The organism is Rhodococcus sp. WB9, from assembly GCF_007558985.1.
Lineage (GTDB): Bacteria > Actinomycetota > Actinomycetes > Mycobacteriales > Mycobacteriaceae > Rhodococcus_F > Rhodococcus_F opacus.
Window position 1 is genome coordinate 6,410,872 of the sequence record NZ_CP041769.1, and the last position, 17,644, is coordinate 6,428,515.

General features: G+C 67.2%; 15 protein-coding genes. 6 read left to right on the forward strand and 9 right to left on the reverse strand.

Going from position 1 to position 17,644, the window contains the following annotated elements; translation table 11 throughout:
- Window positions 1–36: 36 nt before the first annotated feature.
- The 4 genes from FND50_RS29970 (at window position 37) to FND50_RS29985 (ending at window position 4,657) form a co-directional block, all read left to right on the forward strand.
- The gene (locus FND50_RS29970; RefSeq protein WP_005569476.1) at window positions 37–1,260 is read left to right on the forward strand and encodes a cytochrome P450; all 1,224 of its coding nucleotides are present in this window, start codon (window positions 37–39) and stop codon (window positions 1,258–1,260) included.
- A 33-nt stretch (window positions 1,261–1,293) separates the two neighbouring features.
- Window positions 1,294–2,892, forward strand: coding sequence for an NAD(P)/FAD-dependent oxidoreductase (locus FND50_RS29975; RefSeq protein WP_144288099.1), 1,599 nt, complete (start codon window positions 1,294–1,296; stop codon window positions 2,890–2,892).
- 70 nt (window positions 2,893–2,962) lie between these two features.
- Window positions 2,963–3,802, forward strand: coding sequence for an alpha/beta hydrolase (locus FND50_RS29980; RefSeq protein ID WP_144288100.1), 840 nt, complete (start codon window positions 2,963–2,965; stop codon window positions 3,800–3,802).
- Window positions 3,803–3,853: 51 nt separating this feature from the next.
- The gene (locus FND50_RS29985; protein ID WP_144288101.1) at window positions 3,854–4,657 is read left to right on the forward strand and encodes a transglutaminase family protein; all 804 of its coding nucleotides are present in this window, start codon (window positions 3,854–3,856) and stop codon (window positions 4,655–4,657) included.
- A gap of 4 nt (window positions 4,658–4,661) precedes the next feature.
- On the opposite strand, the gene FND50_RS29990 is transcribed toward FND50_RS29985, so the two are convergent.
- The gene (locus FND50_RS29990; protein ID WP_005264071.1) at window positions 4,662–5,042 is read right to left on the reverse strand and encodes a MarR family winged helix-turn-helix transcriptional regulator; all 381 of its coding nucleotides are present in this window, start codon (window positions 5,040–5,042) and stop codon (window positions 4,662–4,664) included.
- A 64-nt stretch (window positions 5,043–5,106) separates the two neighbouring features.
- Here FND50_RS29990 and FND50_RS29995 point away from each other — a divergent pair, with 64 nt between their 5' ends.
- A complete protein-coding gene (locus FND50_RS29995; protein ID WP_144288102.1) occupies window positions 5,107–6,603 on the forward strand; it encodes an MFS transporter in 1,497 nt (498 codons plus the stop codon).
- Window positions 6,604–6,651: 48 nt separating this feature from the next.
- Here FND50_RS29995 and FND50_RS30000 read toward each other — a convergent pair whose 3' ends face one another.
- The 3 genes from FND50_RS30000 to FND50_RS30010 form a co-directional block, all read right to left on the reverse strand.
- Window positions 6,652–7,623 carry an alpha/beta hydrolase gene (locus FND50_RS30000; RefSeq protein ID WP_144288103.1) on the reverse strand — a complete coding sequence of 324 codons (972 nt, stop codon included), beginning with the start codon at window positions 7,621–7,623 and terminating at the stop codon, window positions 6,652–6,654.
- Window positions 7,624–7,795: 172 nt separating this feature from the next.
- On the reverse strand, window positions 7,796–8,347 hold the full coding sequence (locus tag FND50_RS30005) for a gluconokinase (protein ID WP_005573887.1): 552 nt from the start codon (window positions 8,345–8,347) through the stop codon (window positions 7,796–7,798).
- 33 nt (window positions 8,348–8,380) lie between these two features.
- The gene (locus FND50_RS30010) at window positions 8,381–9,775 is read right to left on the reverse strand and encodes a GntP family permease (protein WP_144288104.1); all 1,395 of its coding nucleotides are present in this window, start codon (window positions 9,773–9,775) and stop codon (window positions 8,381–8,383) included.
- Between the two features lie 167 nt (window positions 9,776–9,942).
- Here FND50_RS30010 and FND50_RS30015 point away from each other — a divergent pair, with 167 nt between their 5' ends.
- The gene (locus tag FND50_RS30015; RefSeq protein ID WP_005251406.1) at window positions 9,943–10,674 is read left to right on the forward strand and encodes a FadR/GntR family transcriptional regulator; all 732 of its coding nucleotides are present in this window, start codon (window positions 9,943–9,945) and stop codon (window positions 10,672–10,674) included.
- A gap of 37 nt (window positions 10,675–10,711) precedes the next feature.
- Here the strand turns inward: FND50_RS30015 and FND50_RS30020 are convergent, their stop codons facing one another.
- The 5 genes from FND50_RS30020 to zwf form a co-directional block, all read right to left on the reverse strand.
- Window positions 10,712–12,163, reverse strand: a complete 1,452-nt coding sequence (locus tag FND50_RS30020) for a sugar porter family MFS transporter (RefSeq protein WP_144288105.1) — start codon at window positions 12,161–12,163, stop codon at window positions 10,712–10,714.
- A gap of 216 nt (window positions 12,164–12,379) precedes the next feature.
- A complete protein-coding gene (locus tag FND50_RS30025; protein ID WP_144288106.1) occupies window positions 12,380–13,558 on the reverse strand; it encodes an ROK family transcriptional regulator in 1,179 nt (392 codons plus the stop codon).
- Between the two features lie 29 nt (window positions 13,559–13,587).
- Window positions 13,588–14,214, reverse strand: coding sequence for a bifunctional 4-hydroxy-2-oxoglutarate aldolase/2-dehydro-3-deoxy-phosphogluconate aldolase (eda, locus tag FND50_RS30030; protein ID WP_144288107.1), 627 nt, complete (start codon window positions 14,212–14,214; stop codon window positions 13,588–13,590).
- A gap of 11 nt (window positions 14,215–14,225) precedes the next feature.
- On the reverse strand, window positions 14,226–16,079 hold the full coding sequence (gene edd / locus FND50_RS30035; protein ID WP_144288108.1) for a phosphogluconate dehydratase: 1,854 nt from the start codon (window positions 16,077–16,079) through the stop codon (window positions 14,226–14,228).
- A complete protein-coding gene (zwf, locus tag FND50_RS30040; protein WP_005264061.1) occupies window positions 16,076–17,554 on the reverse strand; it encodes a glucose-6-phosphate dehydrogenase in 1,479 nt (492 codons plus the stop codon). Before zwf ends, edd begins: the two co-directional genes overlap by 4 nt.
- Window positions 17,555–17,644 lie beyond the last annotated feature (90 nt).

A 17,644-nucleotide genomic window follows, 5' to 3' on the forward strand; every position in this document is an offset into this window, starting at 1 on the left:
GAACGTATTCTCGTACGTGAGGCCTCAGGAGGGACAGTGCAGCTCGCCGACGTCGATCTCTACAACCCGGACACCTTCGCGAAGGGCGTGCCCCACGAGATGTTCGCCGTGTTGCGGCGGGAGGCACCGGTCTACCGGCACCTCGACGAGCGGGGCGACCCGTTCTGGTGCGTCACCCGGCATGCCGACATCGTGACGGTGAACCGGGACGCCGAGACGTACTCGTCGTGGCGGGGCGCCACCTACATCGACGACCTGAGCCCCGACGACCTGGCGGGCCAGCAGCTGATGATGCTGAACATGGACCCGCCCGACCACACGGCGCTGCGGAAGATCGTGAGCAAGGGTTTCACGCCCCGCCGCATCGGCCAGTTGCACGAGATTCTCGCGAGGCGGGCCACGACCATCGTCGACGCGGTGATCGAGCGCGGCGAGTGCGACTTCGTCGTCGATGTCGCGTCCGAACTCCCGCTTCAGGCGATCGCCGATTTCCTGGGGGTGCCCCAGGAAGATCGCAAGCTGATCTTCGATCTGACGAATCAGATGATCGGCTCGTCCGATCCGGAATTCCATCTCGAGGAAGGGCAGGAACGGGCGGCGGCGGCCCAGATGTTCGCGTACAGCCTGGAGATGTTCGAGGACCGCAAGAAGCACCCGCGCGACGACATCGCAACAGCTCTCATCCAGGCCGATGTACACGGCGAGAAGCTGGGCGAACTGGATTTCAACATGTTCTTCATGCTCCTTGCGGTCGCGGGTAACGAGACCACCCGCAACGCCATCTCACACACCCAGCTGGCGCTGATGGAGCATCCCGAGGAGCGCAGGAAGGTGCTCGAGGATCCGTCCAAGCTCGACGCTCTGATCGAGGAGGGGTTGCGCTGGGCCACCCCGGTCATGCAGTTCCGCCGGACCGCGACCACGGACACCGTGCTGCACGACGTCGAGATCTCCGAGGGCGACCGCGTGGTCATCTGGCACATGTCGGGAAACCGCGACGAGGCGGTGTTCGACGACCCCTACACGTTCGACATCGACCGCCCTACGGGCCACTACTCCCAGCACATTGCGTTCGGCGGCGGCGGTCACCATTTCTGCCTCGGCGCCAACCTCGCTCGCGCCGAGATGAAGGTGATGCTGGGCGAGATTCTGCGTCGCATGCCGGACATGGAACAGACGGCACCGGCACAGCGCCTGCGCTCCAACTTCATCAACGGGCTCAAGCACATGCCGGTGACGTTCACGCCCTCGTCCATCTGAGCGGAGCGCCGCCTTTTCTGACAGCCTGGTCGAGTGAACAACGTCGACGCAGTGGTCATCGGGTCCGGTCCCAACGGACTCGTCGCGTCCGCGACCCTGGCAGATGCGGGCTGGGACGTCGCGGTCGTGGAGGCGCAGCCGACGCCCGGCGGTGCGGTGAGGTCGGCGGAACTCGTCCCCGGCTTCACGTCGGACCTGTTCAGTGCATTCTATCCCCTGTCCACCGTGTCGCCGGCGCTCCGCGGTCTCGACCTCGAGTCGCTCGGACTGCGGTGGAGTCACGCGCCCAGCGCGCTCGGGCACGCCCGCTCGGCTGCCGACGAGGACGCGCCGGTGATCCACCCGAACCCCGCGGATACGGCCGCCGACCTCGAACGCCGCCAACCCGGTGACGGCGTCGCGTGGACGGCGCTCGTCGAGCAGTGGCACGACATCAAGGAACCGCTGCTGAACACCCTGTTCAGCCCGTTCCCGCCCGTGCGTGGTCCAGGCCGACTGCTGCGACAGCTGGGGACCGCCGAGTCGCTGCGGCTGGCCCGATTCCTCCTCCTGCCCGCACGGCGGATGGCGCATGAACTGTTTCGCAGCGAGGCTGCACGACTTCTGTTGCTGGGTAACGCCATGCACGCCGACACCCCGCCGGACGCACCAGGCAGCGGCGTCATGGGTTACATCCTGACGATGCTCGCCCAGGACGGCGGTTACCCCGTTCCGGTGGGCGGCGCGGGCGAATTGTCGGCCGCGATGGTGCGCCGGGCCGAGCACGCGGGTGCGCACTTCCACTACGGCGACGCCGTGACCGGGATCGACGTCCGGTCGGGTCGCGCCGTGGGGGTACGGACGGCGTCGGGTGTCCGCTACACGGCACGTCGGGCGGTGATCGCCGACGTCTCTGCGCCCGCACTGTACGGGGCGCTGCTTCCCGACCACGCCGTCCCCGCCCGCGTGCGGGCCGACCTCGAGCACTTCGAGTGGGACACGCCCGTCCTGAAGGTCAATTACGCCTTGTCGCAGAAGATTCCGTGGCGTTCCCCCAGTCTGAGCGGAGCGGGCACCGTACACCTGGGTGCCGACGACAACGGACTCGTCCGCTGGATGGCCGACCTGACCACCGGCACCATTCCGTCCAGCCCGTTCCTGTTGTTCGGGCAGATGACGACCGCGGATCCCACCAGGTCACCGGCAGGTACCGAAAGCGCCTGGGCGTACACGCATCTACCGCGCGACGTCACCGACGACGCGTCCGCCGATCTGCTGGCCGCGCGGGTCGACGACGTCCTCGAGGCGCACGCACCGGGTTTCTCGGAGCGGGTCGTCGGACGGGTCGTCCAGCGCCCGTCGGATCTCGAAGCGGCCGACGCGAATCTCGTGGGTGGCGCCGTCAACGGCGGGACGGCGCAACTCCATCAGCAGCTGATCTTCCGGCCGGGGCCGGGCACGTCCCGTTCGGAAACGCCGGTCCAGGGCCTGTACCTGGGAAGCGCCTCCGCGCACCCGGGTGGCGGCGTACACGGGGTGTCGGGCCTGAACGCCGCCCGCGCCGCGCTCGGCGAGGACGGACCGCGGGGGTGGCTGCGGCGGCGCACGTCGCGCGCCGTCATCGACCTGTTGTCGAAGGGACCGATACCCTAATTTGTCCCGTGCCGAGGTACCTCACCGTGCAATGATCTGAGTCGTCGAATTCGGACCACGAAGGGGCATCATGCAGCATCGAGAATCGTCCTTCGCCGGCGTCGGCGGAATTCCCATCGTCTACGACGTGTGGCTCCCCGAGCGGCGCCCGCGCGGCGTGCTGGTTCTGTGCCACGGCTTCGGGGAGCATGCCCGGCGCTACGACCATGTGATCGAACGACTCGGGGAGCTTGACCTTGCTGTCTACGCGCCCGACCACCGCGGGCACGGGCGGTCGGGCGGCAAACGGGTCCACCTGAAGGACTGGAGCGAGTTCACCGACGACCTGCACCAGTTGTTCGGCATCGCGTCGACGGACTGGCCCGGCACCGACCGCTTCCTCCTCGGGCACAGCATGGGCGGTTCCATCGCGCTGACCTATGCGCTCGACCACCAGCAGGACCTGAAGGCACTCATGCTGTCCGGGCCTGCGGTCGACGTGACGAGCGGCACGCCGCGCATCGTGGTCGAGATCGGCAAACTGGTGGGTCGCTTCCTCCCCGGAGTGCCCGTCGAGTCGCTCGACGCGAAGCTGGTCTCCCGCGATCCTGCGGTCGTATCGGCCTACGAGGAGGATCCTCTCGTCCACCACGGAAAGGTGCCTGCCGGGATTGCGCGCGGAATGATCCTCGCCGCCGAACGGTTGCCGGAACGTCTGCCGTCGTTGACGGTTCCCCTGCTGCTCCAGCACGGCCAGGACGACGGACTCGCGAGTGTGCACGGCACGGAGCTGATCGCGGAGTACGTCGGTTCGGAGGATCTCACGGTGGAGATCTACGAAAACCTGTTCCACGAGGTGTTCAACGAACCGGAGAACGAGGAGGTACTCGACGACCTCGTCGCGTGGTTGCGGCCGCGCGTGCAGGCCTGACTTCGGCGGGGGTGTTCTGCACCCCTGGACGATGGATGCCAGGATGGGCTGATGAAACGTCACGTCAGCGCCACTCTCGACATCGAGGTCACCGACGCCACCAGTCTCGAATTCAAGATCGCGGTGGCCCGGACCCCCGGTTCGGAGTTGTCGGAATCGCTGACGTTCACCCTCGACGGGAATCGTGTGGAGGCACGAGAGATGGTGGCGGAGCACGGCACTCGCGTCCACCTCCTGGACAGCGAACCCGGCTCGCTGCACGTCGAGTACTCGGCTTCGGTTGCAGGTAAGGCCGATTCGCCTCCGGTCACCGACTACGACCTGTCGAAGTATCTGCGCCCGAGCCGATATGCGGAGGCGGACAAGTTCTTCGGTTTCACCGGCGGCGAGTTCAATCTGTCCAAGCCACACCCGGAACTACTGCAGGACATCACGTCGTGGGTGGGGTCGCGATTGCTGTACCAGGCGGGTTCGAGCAGATCCACCGACAGCGCCGTCGACACGATGCTGTCCGGGGCGGGCGTGTGCCGTGACTTCGCCCACCTCACGGTGGCGCTTCTGCGGGCCGTCACCATTCCGGCGCGGCTGGTGGCCGTGTACGCGCCGGGGTGCGATCCGATGGACTTCCATGCTGTCGTCGAGGCGTTCGTCGATCACGAATGGCGTGTGGTCGACGCGACCCGATTGGCTCCGCGTTCGGCACTCCTGCGGATCGCGACGGGTCGCGACGCCGCGGACACGGCATTCCTGGACAATCACGGAGGGGCGATCACGCTCGAGAACACCGTGGTGACAGCCGTCGTCGACGGCGAATTCCCGTCCGACGACTATGCGACGCCCACCTCACTGACCTGACGGGTCAGGTTGCGTCCGAAAGCCTTTCGGTGAGCACGCCCACCTGAATCTTCTTGGCGTCGGCGTGCACCTCGCGGCCGGCGTCGGTGACGTCGACGAACACGCCTCGCCGGTCCGCCTCGCACAGCGACCGCGCGACCAGGCCCGCCTTCTCCAGCCGGGCCACGCTCCGGGACAGGGCGCTGGGGCTGAGGTACATCTCGGCCGCCAGGTCCTGCATCCGAGGTCGCTCGCAAGTGGCGTCCATCAGTCGGTCGAGCGTCTCGAAATCACTCATGCTCAGGCCGTGAGCGTGTTGCATCTCACGATCCAACTCGCAGGCGATCTCGTTGTATCTGCTCGCGAGCAGCCGCCACGTGCCGCGCAGGTCCGCTTCAGAGCTCATGCCCCGCACCCTAGCGCGCGTACGCAAAAGGTGCAAGCGAATTAAATGCAAAAGAAATTAGTGCTTGCGCATTGATTGCACGTGCATCTACATTCTTCCTGTGACTATCAGCGACGCCACCCCGGACCTCGCCACCTCGTCGGGTGCCACCACGACCCCGTCGACCGACCAGGCCTGGACCCCCCGCCTCTGGGGCGTCCTGGCCGTGCTGTGCCTCGTCATGTTCCTCGACGGTCTCGACGTCTCGATGGTGGGTGTTGCGTTGCCCTCCATCGGAACCGAGTTGGGGCTGTCCACCACCTCGCTCCAATGGATCATCAACGGATACGTACTCGGATTCGGCGGTCTGCTGCTGCTGGGCGGACGCACTGCCGACCTCCTCGGACGCCGCCGCGTCTTCTTGATCGCACTCACCGTGTTCGCGATCGCGTCCCTGGTCGGCGGACTCGTCGACAACGGCACGCTGCTCATCGCGAGCCGCTTCGTGAAGGGACTCGCCGCAGCGTTCACCGCGCCGACCGCGATGTCCATCCTCACCACCACGTTCAAGGAGGGGCCCGCCCGCAACCGGGCCCTGTCGATCTTCTCCGTCTTCGGAGCCAGCGGCTACTCGTCCGGCCTGATCCTGGGCGGACTGCTGACCAGCGCCGGGTGGCGCTGGACCTTCCTGATGCCGGTGCCGTTCGCGGTTCTCGCCCTGGTCGCGGGCGCCGTCCTGATCCCCCGCGACCGCGCCGCCGACAACGGCGGACACGACATCGTGGGAGCCGCCACGCTGGTGTCGGGGATGCTGCTCGCCGTCTACACCGTGGTGTCGGCACCGGCCCGCGGCTGGGCCGATCCGCTCACGCTGGGCTCGTTCGCACTGGCCGCAGCCCTGTTGGCGTCGTTCTTCGTCGTGGAGAACCGGGTGGCGCACCCGCTGGTGCGTCTGAGCATCCTCCGGGTCGGCTCGATCGTGCGGGCGAACCTCAGCATCGTCGCGCTGTTCGGCTCCTATCTGAGCTTCCAGTTCATGATGACCATCTTCCTGCAGTCGGTGCTCGGATGGTCGCCGCTGGAGATGGCGCTGGGTCTCCTGCCCGCCGGCATCATCGTGGCCTTCGGATCGCCGTTCGTCGGACGTCTGATCGACGCGTTCGGCACGGCACGCATGATCATCGCGGCACTGACCTCGTTGAGCCTCGGCTACCTGTGGTTCCTCTTCGCGGGGAGCGACCAGCCCCACTACGCGGTCGCGATCCTGCCGAGCGTGCTGCTGCTGGGCGTCGGTTTCGCGCTGGGCTTCACGTCGATCATGGCCCAGGCCACGTCGGGCGTCGACGACTCCGAGCAGGGGTTGGCGTCGGGCCTCGTGCAGACGTCCGCACAGGTCGGTGCAGCACTCGTGCTGGCACTCACCACCGCGCTCGTCACCGCCGGCTCGCACACGGCCACCGGTATCGGCGGCGCCGGGTTCCACCAGTTCCACTCCGGCCTCGTGCTCGTCACGGGAGTCGCGTTGCTGGGATTGCTGATCACGGTGTCACCGCTGCTTCGCAGGGTGCTCAACCCCGCATAGAACCCGGACGGGGGAACGGGTGGGCACAGGCCCACCCGTTCTGGTCGTTCAGGCCGAGTGCCGCTTCGACTCCGTGAGCGCGCGGGACGCGAAGTCGACGGTGAGTCCGATGATCATGCGACTCTCCCGCAGCACCTTGCCGATCACGGGGAACGCGTGGATCTGCCCACTCCAGATGTGGGTCTCGATCTGCCGTCCCTCGCGATCGAACCTGTCCGTGATGATCTCGACGTCGGGCCGCATGATCTCGTATTCGGCGGCGGTGAGGAAGACGGGCGGGAACAGTGCCGGATCCGCGTTCACCGGAGACTGGGCGCCCGGAATCTGATCGGGACCGGCCAGCCAGCGATCCTTGAGCTTGGCCACCTGCGACATCGGCAGGTACGCGTCGCGTTTCATGAAATCGGGGTCGTGATCCTCGAGGTCGAGGTTGAGCAGCGGGGAGTACCCGATGACGGCCGCCGGGCGGGTGAGGCCCCGCAAAGCGGCAACTTCCGCGACCTTCATCGCGAGGTATCCGCCCGCCGAGTCCCCCGCGACGATCACCCTGCTGGGGTCGTCGCAGACCTTCAGCACCTCGGCATACGCGGTCATGGCGTCCACCAGGGACGCCCCGATCGCACCCTTGGGAAGCTGCCGGTACTCGACCGAGACGACGGGCGCACCCGAACGTGCGGCGAGCAGTCCGCAAAGCGCCCGGTGGGTGGCGAGCCCGCAGAACACGAATCCGCCGCCGTGGAAGTAGAGGATGGTGGCGCCGTCCATCGACGTGATCGTGGGTCGCGGATGGGTGATCTTCTCGCACGGCACCCCGCCGAGCGAGATCGCCTCGATGTCGAGGCCCTTCGGCTTGGGAAGGCGGTCGATCAGCTCGTCGAGGGTCGCCAGCAGTTCGATGCCGCGGTCCGTCGTCGGCCATATCGTGAACAGCGGTTTGACGAAAGCCCTGGCAAACCAGAACGTCATGCGCGCCCGCCGACTGACATCCCAGTGCCACACGATCGATTCACGCATTCGCATACTGCCCTCCGTTGTATCGGACGCTTGTCCAGCCAAGTGGACACCCTAGGGCGATCCGGAGAGAAACGCACCCGAAACTGTCACGTTCGCTCCCCGAGACCTCCCGTCACGGTAAGTCGAAGTCGCCCGTTGCCGAGCGACTTCGACTGATTTTCGTCCGATTGCCGGAGGTTCACCGAGCCAGTCGCTCCTCCAGCCGAGCGATGATCTCGGTCGCCACCTGGGTGGGCGATCCGCCTACGTCCACCACGATCGCGTCCTCGTCCGGCTCGATCGGTTCGAGCGTCGAGATCTGTGTGTCCAGCAACGACGGGGGCATGAAGTGGTCGAGCCGGGCGGTCAGTCGTTCTCCGATCTGCGCCCGCGACCCGGCGAGATGCACGAAGACGACGTTGTCGCCCCGCAACACATCGCGGTAGCTGCGCTTCAGCGCCGAGCAGGTGATGACCCCGGGAAGACCGTTCTCGGTGTGTTCCCGAATCCACCCCGCGACGACATCGAGCCATGGCCAGCGGTCCTCGTCGGTCAACGGCTGCCCCGACGCCATCTTCGCGACATTTGCGGGTGGGTGCAGGGCGTCTCCCTCCTGCAGGTCCCAGCCCATGGCGCCGGCGATGATCCCCGCGACCGTCGACTTCCCGGACCCCGACACCCCCATCAGCACCAGGACCGGATCCGCGGTCTGCGGCGTGCGTCCTGCAGATTCGCGCGTACTCACGTGCATCTCACCAACCTCACTCGACATTTCTCAGCCCCTCTAGATGACTACGCTCAGTGCGAGGACACCGGCCAGACCGGTGACGGAGATGATGCATTCCATCACCGTCCACGTCTTCAGGTTCTGTACCACCGTGACGCCGAGGTATTCCTTCACCAGCCAGAATCCCGCGTCGTTGACGTGCGACAGGAACAGCGAGCCGGACCCGATCGCCAGCACCATCAGCGACACGTGCGTGGAGGTCAGTTCGGCGGCGACGGGTGCGAGGATTCCGGACGCGGTGACGGTCGCGACGGTGGCCGATCCGGTGGCGACGCGGATGAGCACGGCCACGAGCCAGGCGAGGAACAGCACGGGAAGGGCGCTGTCCTTGATCGCGTCGGCGATCACGTCGGCGATGCCGGTGTCGATCAGGACCTGCTTGAATCCACCGCCGGCACCGACGATGAGGAGGATCCCGGCGATCGGGGGCAGTGAACTCTCCAGCGAGACGGCAATGGCCTTGCGGTCCATGCCGCCGCCCCGGCCGAGGAGCGCCATCCCGGCGAGCACCGCGAGTCCGAGGGCCACGACCGGCGTTCCGAGGAAGTCGAGCAGCGCCTTCGCGGGCGACTCCGAGTCGGCGGCGATGACGTCGGCGATCGCCTTGCCCAGCATCAGGACGACAGGCAGCAGGATCGCGGACAGGGTTGCCGCGAAGCTGGGCCGGCGACGCTCGGCGGCGGCTTCCGCGCCTTCCCGGTCCTCGACGGTCACGTAGAGCTCGGGGACGGGGACGTCCACCCAGCGTGCCGCCAGCTTGCTGAACAGCGGCCCGGCGATGACGACGGTGGGAATCGCGACGAGGACGCCGAGCGCGAGGGTGAGTCCGAGGTTGGCGTTCAGGGCCGCCACCGCGACCAGTGGCCCGGGGTGCGGCGGAACGAGACCGTGCATGGCCGACAGACCTGCCAGCGTGGGAATCGCGATCCGCATCAGTGACAGCCCCGAACGACGCGCGACCAGAATGATGACGGGCATCAACAGCACGAGGCCGATCTCGAAGAACATCGGCAGGCCGATCACGGCGCCGACCAGCGCCATCATCCACGGCAGCGTCCGCGGGCCCGCCCGTCCGACGAGGGTGTCGACGACGCGGTCGGCGCCACCGGAATCGGCGAGCAACTTGCCGAACATGGCACCGAATCCGATCAGGATTCCGACGCTGCCCATCGTGGCCCCGAAGCCCTCGACGAACGACTTCACCGAGTCTTGCCCACCCAGACCTGCGGCGATGCCGACGCCGACGGCGCCGATCGACAGCGCGAGGAACGGATGGAGTTTGAGCCAGGTGATCAGCGCGATGATGACGGCGACGCCGACGACGGCGGCCGTGATCAGCCGCGCGTCGTGGCCGGCACTGTCGGCCGCTGCGAGTAGTGACGCGGTACTCATTCTGTTGCTCCAGGGAGATCGGTGATGGAATGACCCTTGTTCGTGACTCAGGTCACTCTGCCTCATAAACCATATGATTTCAAGGCACAACCAGATTAAGTACTACTTAGAGTCTGAATCGCGCGCCAACGTGTGTTCAATGGGGGCAACCGTGGGAACATCGGCGGATGACCAACGCAGACGGCGGCGAGTACCGGCAATTGCACGAAACGGTGCTCGATCGGCTGGGTAGCGACATCGTGGCCGGAGTCGTCGCACCCGGCACCCGGATCTCCGCCGACGACGTGGTCACCCAGTACTCGGTCTCCCGCACCGTCGTCCGCGAGGTGGTCCGCGTCCTCGAATCACTCGGATTGCTGGCCGTCCGACGTCGCGTCGGGATCACCGTCCTGGGTGAGGAGCACTGGAATTCACTGGATCCGAGCGTGATTCGGTGGAAACTTGCCGGCCCGCAGCGGTTCGAACAACTGTCGAGCCTGAGCGAACTGCGGTCGGGTATCGAACCGCTCGCCGCGCGTCTCGCGGCAACGCGGGCGACACCGGAACAGTGCGGGGCGCTGACGGCGGCCGTCATCGGCATGTCGTCGACGTCCCGCGCGGCGGACACGGACGCCTATTTGGCCCACGACTCCGATTTTCACCGCACGCTGCTGACCGCGTCGGGGAATCCCCTGTTGCGCGCGATGTCGCAGATCGTCGTGGAGGTGCTCGAGGGCCGCACCCGGCACTCACTGATGCCGCACGTCGCCGAGACGGAAGCAATCCGCCTGCACGGCGTGGTGGCGTCGTCCATTCAGATGGGCGACGCCGACGCGGCGGAGGCGGCCATGCGCGCGATCGTGAGCGAATCCGCGACGGCAGTCGAGCAGATGAAGGACGAAGAAGACACCCACGAGTGAGGTACTCGCGGGTGCCTTCCTCGTAGCTCGGTGAATCTTATGCGACCGAATCCGATTGCATGGCTTCGAGTTCCACGCCCTTCGTCTCCTTGACCCAGCGCAAAACGAAGACGAGTGACAGCACGGCGCACACGGCGTAGAAGCCGTAGGAGACTCCCAGCGAGAAGTCCTTCATGGACGGGAATGTCACGGTGATGAGCCAGTTCGCGGCCCACTGGGCGCCCGCCGCGAGGGAGAGGGCGGCGGCGCGGATGCGGTTGGGGAACGCCTCACCGAGCAGGACCCACACCACGGGACCCCAGGACATTCCGAAGGCCACCACGAAGAGGTTGGCGGCGACGAGGGCGATCGGGCCCTGCAGTCCGGTCAGGTGCGGCGTCGTGACGCCGTCCACGACGGTGGTGGACGCGGTTCCGAAGATGAACGCCATGGTCGCGAGCGTCACGGCCATACCGGCGGAGCCGATGATCAGCAACGGTCGCCGGCCCACACGGTCGATGTACGCGATGGCGATGAGGGTGGTGGCGATGTTGACCACCGACGTGATGACCGTGATCTGCAGCGAGCTGCCCTCGTCGAAACCGACGGCCTGCCACAGGACGCTGGAGTAGTAGAAGATCACGTTGATACCGACGAACTGCTGGAAGACGGAGAGTCCGATGCCGATCCACACGATCGGCATCAGGCCGAACGCGGAGCCCTTCAGATCACGGATCGACGGTTGCGTCTCACGGGCCAGCGTCGAGCGGATGCTCTCGATCTTGAGGTCCAGGCCCTTCTCGCCGAGCAGGACCGCGAGGATGCCGCGGGCCTCGCCGAGGCGGCCCTGGGCGATCAGATAGCGGGGGGATTCGGGAATCGTCAGCGACAGCAGTCCGTAGGCCAGTGCGGGCACGCACATCGCGAGAAACATCCAGCGCCAGGCCTCGAGCCCGAACCAGAGTTCTTCCTGCGACCCGCCGGCGAGGGCAGCGAGTGCGTAGTCGACCAGGAGCGAGACGAAGATGCCCGTGACGATCGCAAGTTGCTGCAGCGACCCGAGACGTCCGCGCACCCGGGCGGGCGAGATCTCGGCGATGTAGGCGGGAGCGATGACCGAGGCCAGACCCACACCGATGCCGCCGACGATCCGGAACGTCACCAGCATCTCGACGTTGGCCGCGAATCCGGTGCCGATGGCGCTCAGCAGGAACATCACGGCAGCGGCCCGCATGGTGACGAGGCGTCCGTACCGGTCGGCGATCCGGCCGGCCAGCATCGCTCCCGCCGCGGCCCCCAGCAGTGCCGAGGCGATCGCGAATCCGAGGAGAGCGGAATCGACCTGGAACTTGCCCTCGATCGCCGACACCGCGCCGTTGATCACCGCACTGTCGTAGCCGAACAGCAACCCGCCGAGTGCGGCGACGACCGCGATACGGACGGGAACCGAAGTGCCCTCTGCTGTGTCGCCGGGCGATTCCGCGCCGGGCAACAGGACGTTTTCAGTCATGGGACTCCTCGTGAGCAAGGGGGTGATCGAGTCTCGGATCGAGCCGAGGCCTGCGCGAGAGCGCATTCGTTGTGGTGTGGAACACAGTAGGCAACGAACACAGGAATCGTCAAGACATGAACATGGATAGGCGGCTACGTCCGGTTTATGTTCACTGATGAACACTAAAGGCGGCAGAGCCGTGTCCGCGAGAGGAGCGAATTCAGCGGCGAACAGTCAGGCCGGAAGCGCGGATCGCAAACCCAGCGCGACGGCGCCGAGCACCTGCGCTCGCGGGCCGAGTTCGGCCACGCGGATGTCCAGGGAACGGACCGCACTGGGCACCGCGTAGCGGCCCACCACCTCGCGCATCGGCCCGAGCAGAAGTTCGCCGGCCAGCGCGAGTTCGCCCCCGATGACGAGTCGTTCGGGATTGACGAGGTTGCACAGGCTCGCTACCGCGACGCCGACGTGCCGCCCCGTGTCGGCGAGCACCCGGATGCAGGCGGCGTCGCCGCCCTCGGCCATCGCGACGATGTCGGCGATGGTGAGATCGGGACCGCGACTCGGGGCCAGCAACCCGGTCACGACGTGCGAGGCGACGAGGGTCTCGAGGCAGCCGCGGTTGCCGCAGCGGCATACCTGACCGAACTCGTCGAGTGTCAGGTGGCCGATTTCGCCTGCGGTGCCGCCTCTTCCGCGGTACAGCCGGCCGTCGAGGACGAGGCCGGCACCGACTCCGTCGGACAGTTTGATGTAGGCGAGATCGGTGGTTCCGCGGCCCGCTCCCCACATGTGCTCGGCGAGCACGCCGAGGTTCGCGTCGTTGTCGACCTGCACTGCGGTGCCGAGATACTCCGACGCGATGGCGGCCGCATCGACACCGACCCACCCCGGGAGGATCGACGGGCCACCGACCTCGCCGGTGTCGGTCTCGAGCGGAGCGGGCAGACCCATCCCGACCGCGAGGACGGACGTACGGTCGCAGCCGAGGCGATCGAGCGCCGCGTCGAGAAGAGCGCCCGCCTGCACCACGCCGTCCGCGGCGCGGTGCCCTGCACCGAGTTCGACGCGCTCCTCGGCGAGCACCTCGTGTGCCATGTCGGCGACGGCCACGGTGAGATGGCGATGCCCGAAGTCGATCCCGACGGCGAGCCCCATCTTGCGGGTCAGCTTCACCGCACGGCCCCGCTGGCCCGGGTGGTCGCCGCCCGGCACGGCAACCATCCCGGCCGCGGTCAATTCCTTGACCATATTGGACACGGTGGCGGGCGCCAACCCGGTGCGGCGCGCGATCTCCGCCTGGGTGAGCTCACCCGACGTCTGGAGCGCGCGGACCACACGGTGCTGGTTGGCGGACTTCAGCGAGGACTGAGAACCCGGCCTCGGGGAGTCACCGTTGTCACTGTCGCGCACGACATCACCGTACCGCGCCGCTTCTCGCTCTACCGGGCGAGTGCAGCCGCCTCACGCGCGAGGCCGCTGATCCGGTCCCAGTCCTTCTGCTTCACAGCGCCGGCGGGTGTGAGCCAGGATCCACCGACGCAGCCTACGTTGGGCAGCGACAGGTAGTCCCCGACATTCGACGTCGAGATACCGCCGGTGGGGCAGAACCGTGCCGCCGGAACGGGTGAGTGGATCGAGCCGAGGAACTTCGCGCCACCCGACGCCTCGGCGGGGAAGAACTTGAGTTCGCGATAGCCGCGCTCGAGCAGGAAGAGCACCTCGGAGACCGTCGCCGCGCCCGGGAGGTGTGGCAGTCCGGTGTCCGTCATCGCCTTCAGCAGAGTTTCGGTGCTACCCGGCGAGACCAGGAACTGCGCTCCCGCTTCGGCCGCCTGCGCGGCCTGCACCGGTTCCACGATCGTGCCCGCGCCGACGCAGATCTCCGGCACCTCGTTCGCGATCGCCTTGATGGCGTCGAGAGCACACGGCGTGCGCAGGGTCAGTTCGATCATCGGGATGCCGCCGGCCACCAGGGCGCGGGCCACCGGCACTGCGTCGCCGAGGTCGTCCACGACGACGACAGGGATGACCGGGACGCGGTCGAAGAGGGAGGGGCTGTTCGTCACTGAGATACTCCTTAGACGGGTTGGGGGTGGAAAACGCTGGCGCCCTGGGTGGCCGGTCCGACAGCGGCACGCAGGCCGGCGAAGAGTTCGCGCCCCGTGCCGACCCATTCGTCGGCACCGAGCGCACGACCGGTCGCCGGGCGGGCGGCCAGTTCCTCGACGTCGAGATGCACGTTCACGGAGCCGGTCACAGCGTCGACGGTCAGGACGTCGCCGTCACGCACACGCGCGAGCGGTCCGTCCGCGGCCGCCTCGGGGGTGAGGTGGATGGCCGCGGGAACCTTCCCGGAGGCGCCGGACATCCGGCCGTCGGTGACCAGCGCGACCTTCCGGCCCTGGTCCTGCAGAACGCCGAGTACCGGTGTGAGCTTGTGCAATTCGGGCATCCCGTTGGCGCGCGGGCCCTGGTACCGGAGTACGGCCACGAAATCGCCGGTCAACGTGCCCGCCTCGAACGCGGCGAGGAAGTCGAGCTGATCGTCGAAGACCCTGGCCGGAGCGGTCACAACGCGGTGGTCCGGGTGGACGGCCGACGTCTTCATCACGCACGAACCCAGGTTTCCGGTGAGCATCTTGAGCCCGCCGTTGACGTCGAACGGATCTTCCGGTCCGCGCAACACGCTGGTGTCGAGGCTGATTCGCGTGCCCGGCTGCCATTCGACGCCCTCACCCGACAGCTTCGGTTCCTCGGTGTACCGGCGCAGCCCGGGGCCGACGACGGTCTTCACGTCCTCGTGCAGCAGTCCCGCGTCCAGCATCGACGACACGACGTAGCCGAGTCCGCCGGCCGCGTGGAAGTGGTTCACGTCGGCCGAGCCGTTGGGGTAGATCCGGGCGAGCAGCGGCACCACCGCGGATAGTTCCGACAGGTCGTCCCACGTGAGGATGATTCCGGCGGCGCGGGCGATCGCCACGAGGTGCATCGTGTGGTTGGTCGAACCGCCGGTGGCGAGCAACGCCACGCAACCGTTGACCACGGCCTTCTCGTCCACGACCTCACCGACCGGCGTGTAGTCGTCGCCGAGTGCGGTGAGACCGGTGACGCGCCTACCCGCCTCCGACGTGAGGGCCTCACGCAGCGGGGTGCCGGGGTTCACGAAGCTCGATCCGGGCAGGTGCAGGCCCATGACCTCCATGAGGAGCTGGTTGGAGTTGGCAGTGCCGAAGAACGTGCACGTGCCTGCGCCGTGGTAGCTCGCTGCCTCCGCGTCGAGCAGTTCCTCGCGCTCGGCCTTGCCCTCCGCGTACAACTGCCGCACGCGCGACTTCTCGTTGTTGGGCAGACCGGACGTCATCGGCCCGGCCGGGACGAAGATCGTCGGCAGGTGACCGAACCCCAGGGCGCCGATGAGCATCCCCGGCACGATCTTGTCGCACACACCGAGCATGAGGGCGCCGTCGAACATGTCGTGGGACAGTCCGATCGCCGTCGCCATCGCGATGACGTCGCGGCTGAACAGCGACAGCTGCATGCCGTCGCGGCCCTGGGTGATGCCGTCGCACATCGCGGGGACACCACCGGCGAACTGGGCGATGCCACCGGCCTCCATGACCGCGGCCTTCAGCTGCCGCGGGAAGTGCTCGAACGGCTGGTGCGCCGACAGCATGTCGTTGTACGACGAGACGATCGCGATGTTGGGCTTGACGAAGCTGCGCAGCGCCTTCTTGTCGGCCGGGCCGGACGCGGCGAAGCCGTGCGCGAGGTTCGCGCAGGCCAACTTGCCGCGCGCCGGGCCGCGGTCCCCCGCCGCCCGGATACGGTCGAGGTAGATCGTGCGCTCGGGTTTGCTGCGCTCGATGATGCGTTCGGTGACGGCCGCGAGGACGGGGTGCACGTCGGCCGTCGGTGTGGGTGCGTCGGTCATGCGGTGACTCCTTCGTGCCAGGCGCGGCCGTCGCGCTCGATCAGGGTGGTCGCGTCGGTGGGCCCGTTGGTGCCGGCCGGGTAGCGGCGCGGGGCGCGGTCGGACTTCTTCCAGCCGACGAGGATCTGCTCGACCCACTCCCAGGCGGCCTCGACCTCGTCACGGCGCATGAACAGGGTCGGGTTGCCCCGGACCACGTCCATCAGCAGCCGCTCGTAGGCGTCGGGCGACGGTCGCTTGAACGTTTCGATGTAGTTGAGGTCCAACGACACCGGCTTGAGCCGGATACCGCCGGGTCCGGGTTCCTTCGCCGTCATGTGCAGCCGCATGCCTTCGTGGGGCTGCAACTGGATGACTAGTCGGTTGGGTTCGCTGTGGCCCTCGCTGCCGGGGAACATGGGGTGCGGGACGGGCTTGAACTGCACCACGATCTCCGAGCAGCGTCGGTCCATGCGCTTGCCGGTGCGCAGGTAGAACGGCACGCCGGCCCAACGCCAGTTCTGGATCTCGGCCTTGACGGCGATGAACGTCTCGGTGGCGCTCTCCGGGTTCTCGACGTCCTCCTGGTAGCCGGGGACGGCGATCCCGTCGGCCAGTCCGGGGCCGTACTGGCCTGCGACCGTGCAGCGTTCGACGTCCTGTGGGCTCATCGGCTTGAGGGCCTGGAGGACCTTGAGCTTCTCGTCTCGCACGGTCTCGCGGTCGACGTAGGTGGGCGGTTCCATCGCAACGAGGCAGAGCATCTGCAGGAGGTGGTTCTGCAGCATGTCGCGCAGGGCACCCGCCGACTCGTAGTAACCGCCGCGACTGCCGACTCCGAGCGACTCGGCGACGTTGATCTGCACGTGGTCGATGGACGAGGAGTTCCACAGCGGCTCGAGGAACGTGTTGGCGAATCGCGTGACCAGAAGGTTCTGGACGCTTTCCTTGCCGAGGTAGTGGTCGATGCGGAAGATCTGCGATTCCTCGAACACGGCGCCGACCGCGTCGTTGACGGCGCGGGCCGAGGCGAGGTCGTGTCCGATCGGCTTCTCCAGCACGACGCGGGACTGCGCGTCGGCGAGACCGTTCAGGGCGAGGTTCTCACAGATCGGCCCGAACAGACCGGGAGCGCAGGCCAGGTAGAAGACCCGGATCGCCCCTTCCCGCGCCGCGAGGCACTCCGTCAGGCCCGCCCAGTTCGCCGGATCCGCGGCGTCGACGGAGACGTACTCGAGGCGATTGAGAAATCGCTCACAGGTGTCCGAATCCAGCTGATCGCTGGAGACGAACCGCGCGAGTTCTCCCCGCACCTTGTCGCGGTAGCCGTCGGTGTCGAGACCGGCTCGCGAGGCACCGATCACGCGGGTTTCGGCGGGCAGCTGGCCGTCCCGATCGCGCAGGTAGAGCGCGGGAAGCAGCTTACGAACCGCCAGGTCGCCGGTTCCGCCGAACACGACGAAATCGCACGGTTCCACGGTGGTCGCTGGTGACATGTCATCTCCCTCTGAAAGCCGGATGTGTGGGCCGTCACAGACGACAGTAGGCGACCTTTGGCTTTCGATCAATACAAACTTAGGTATTTC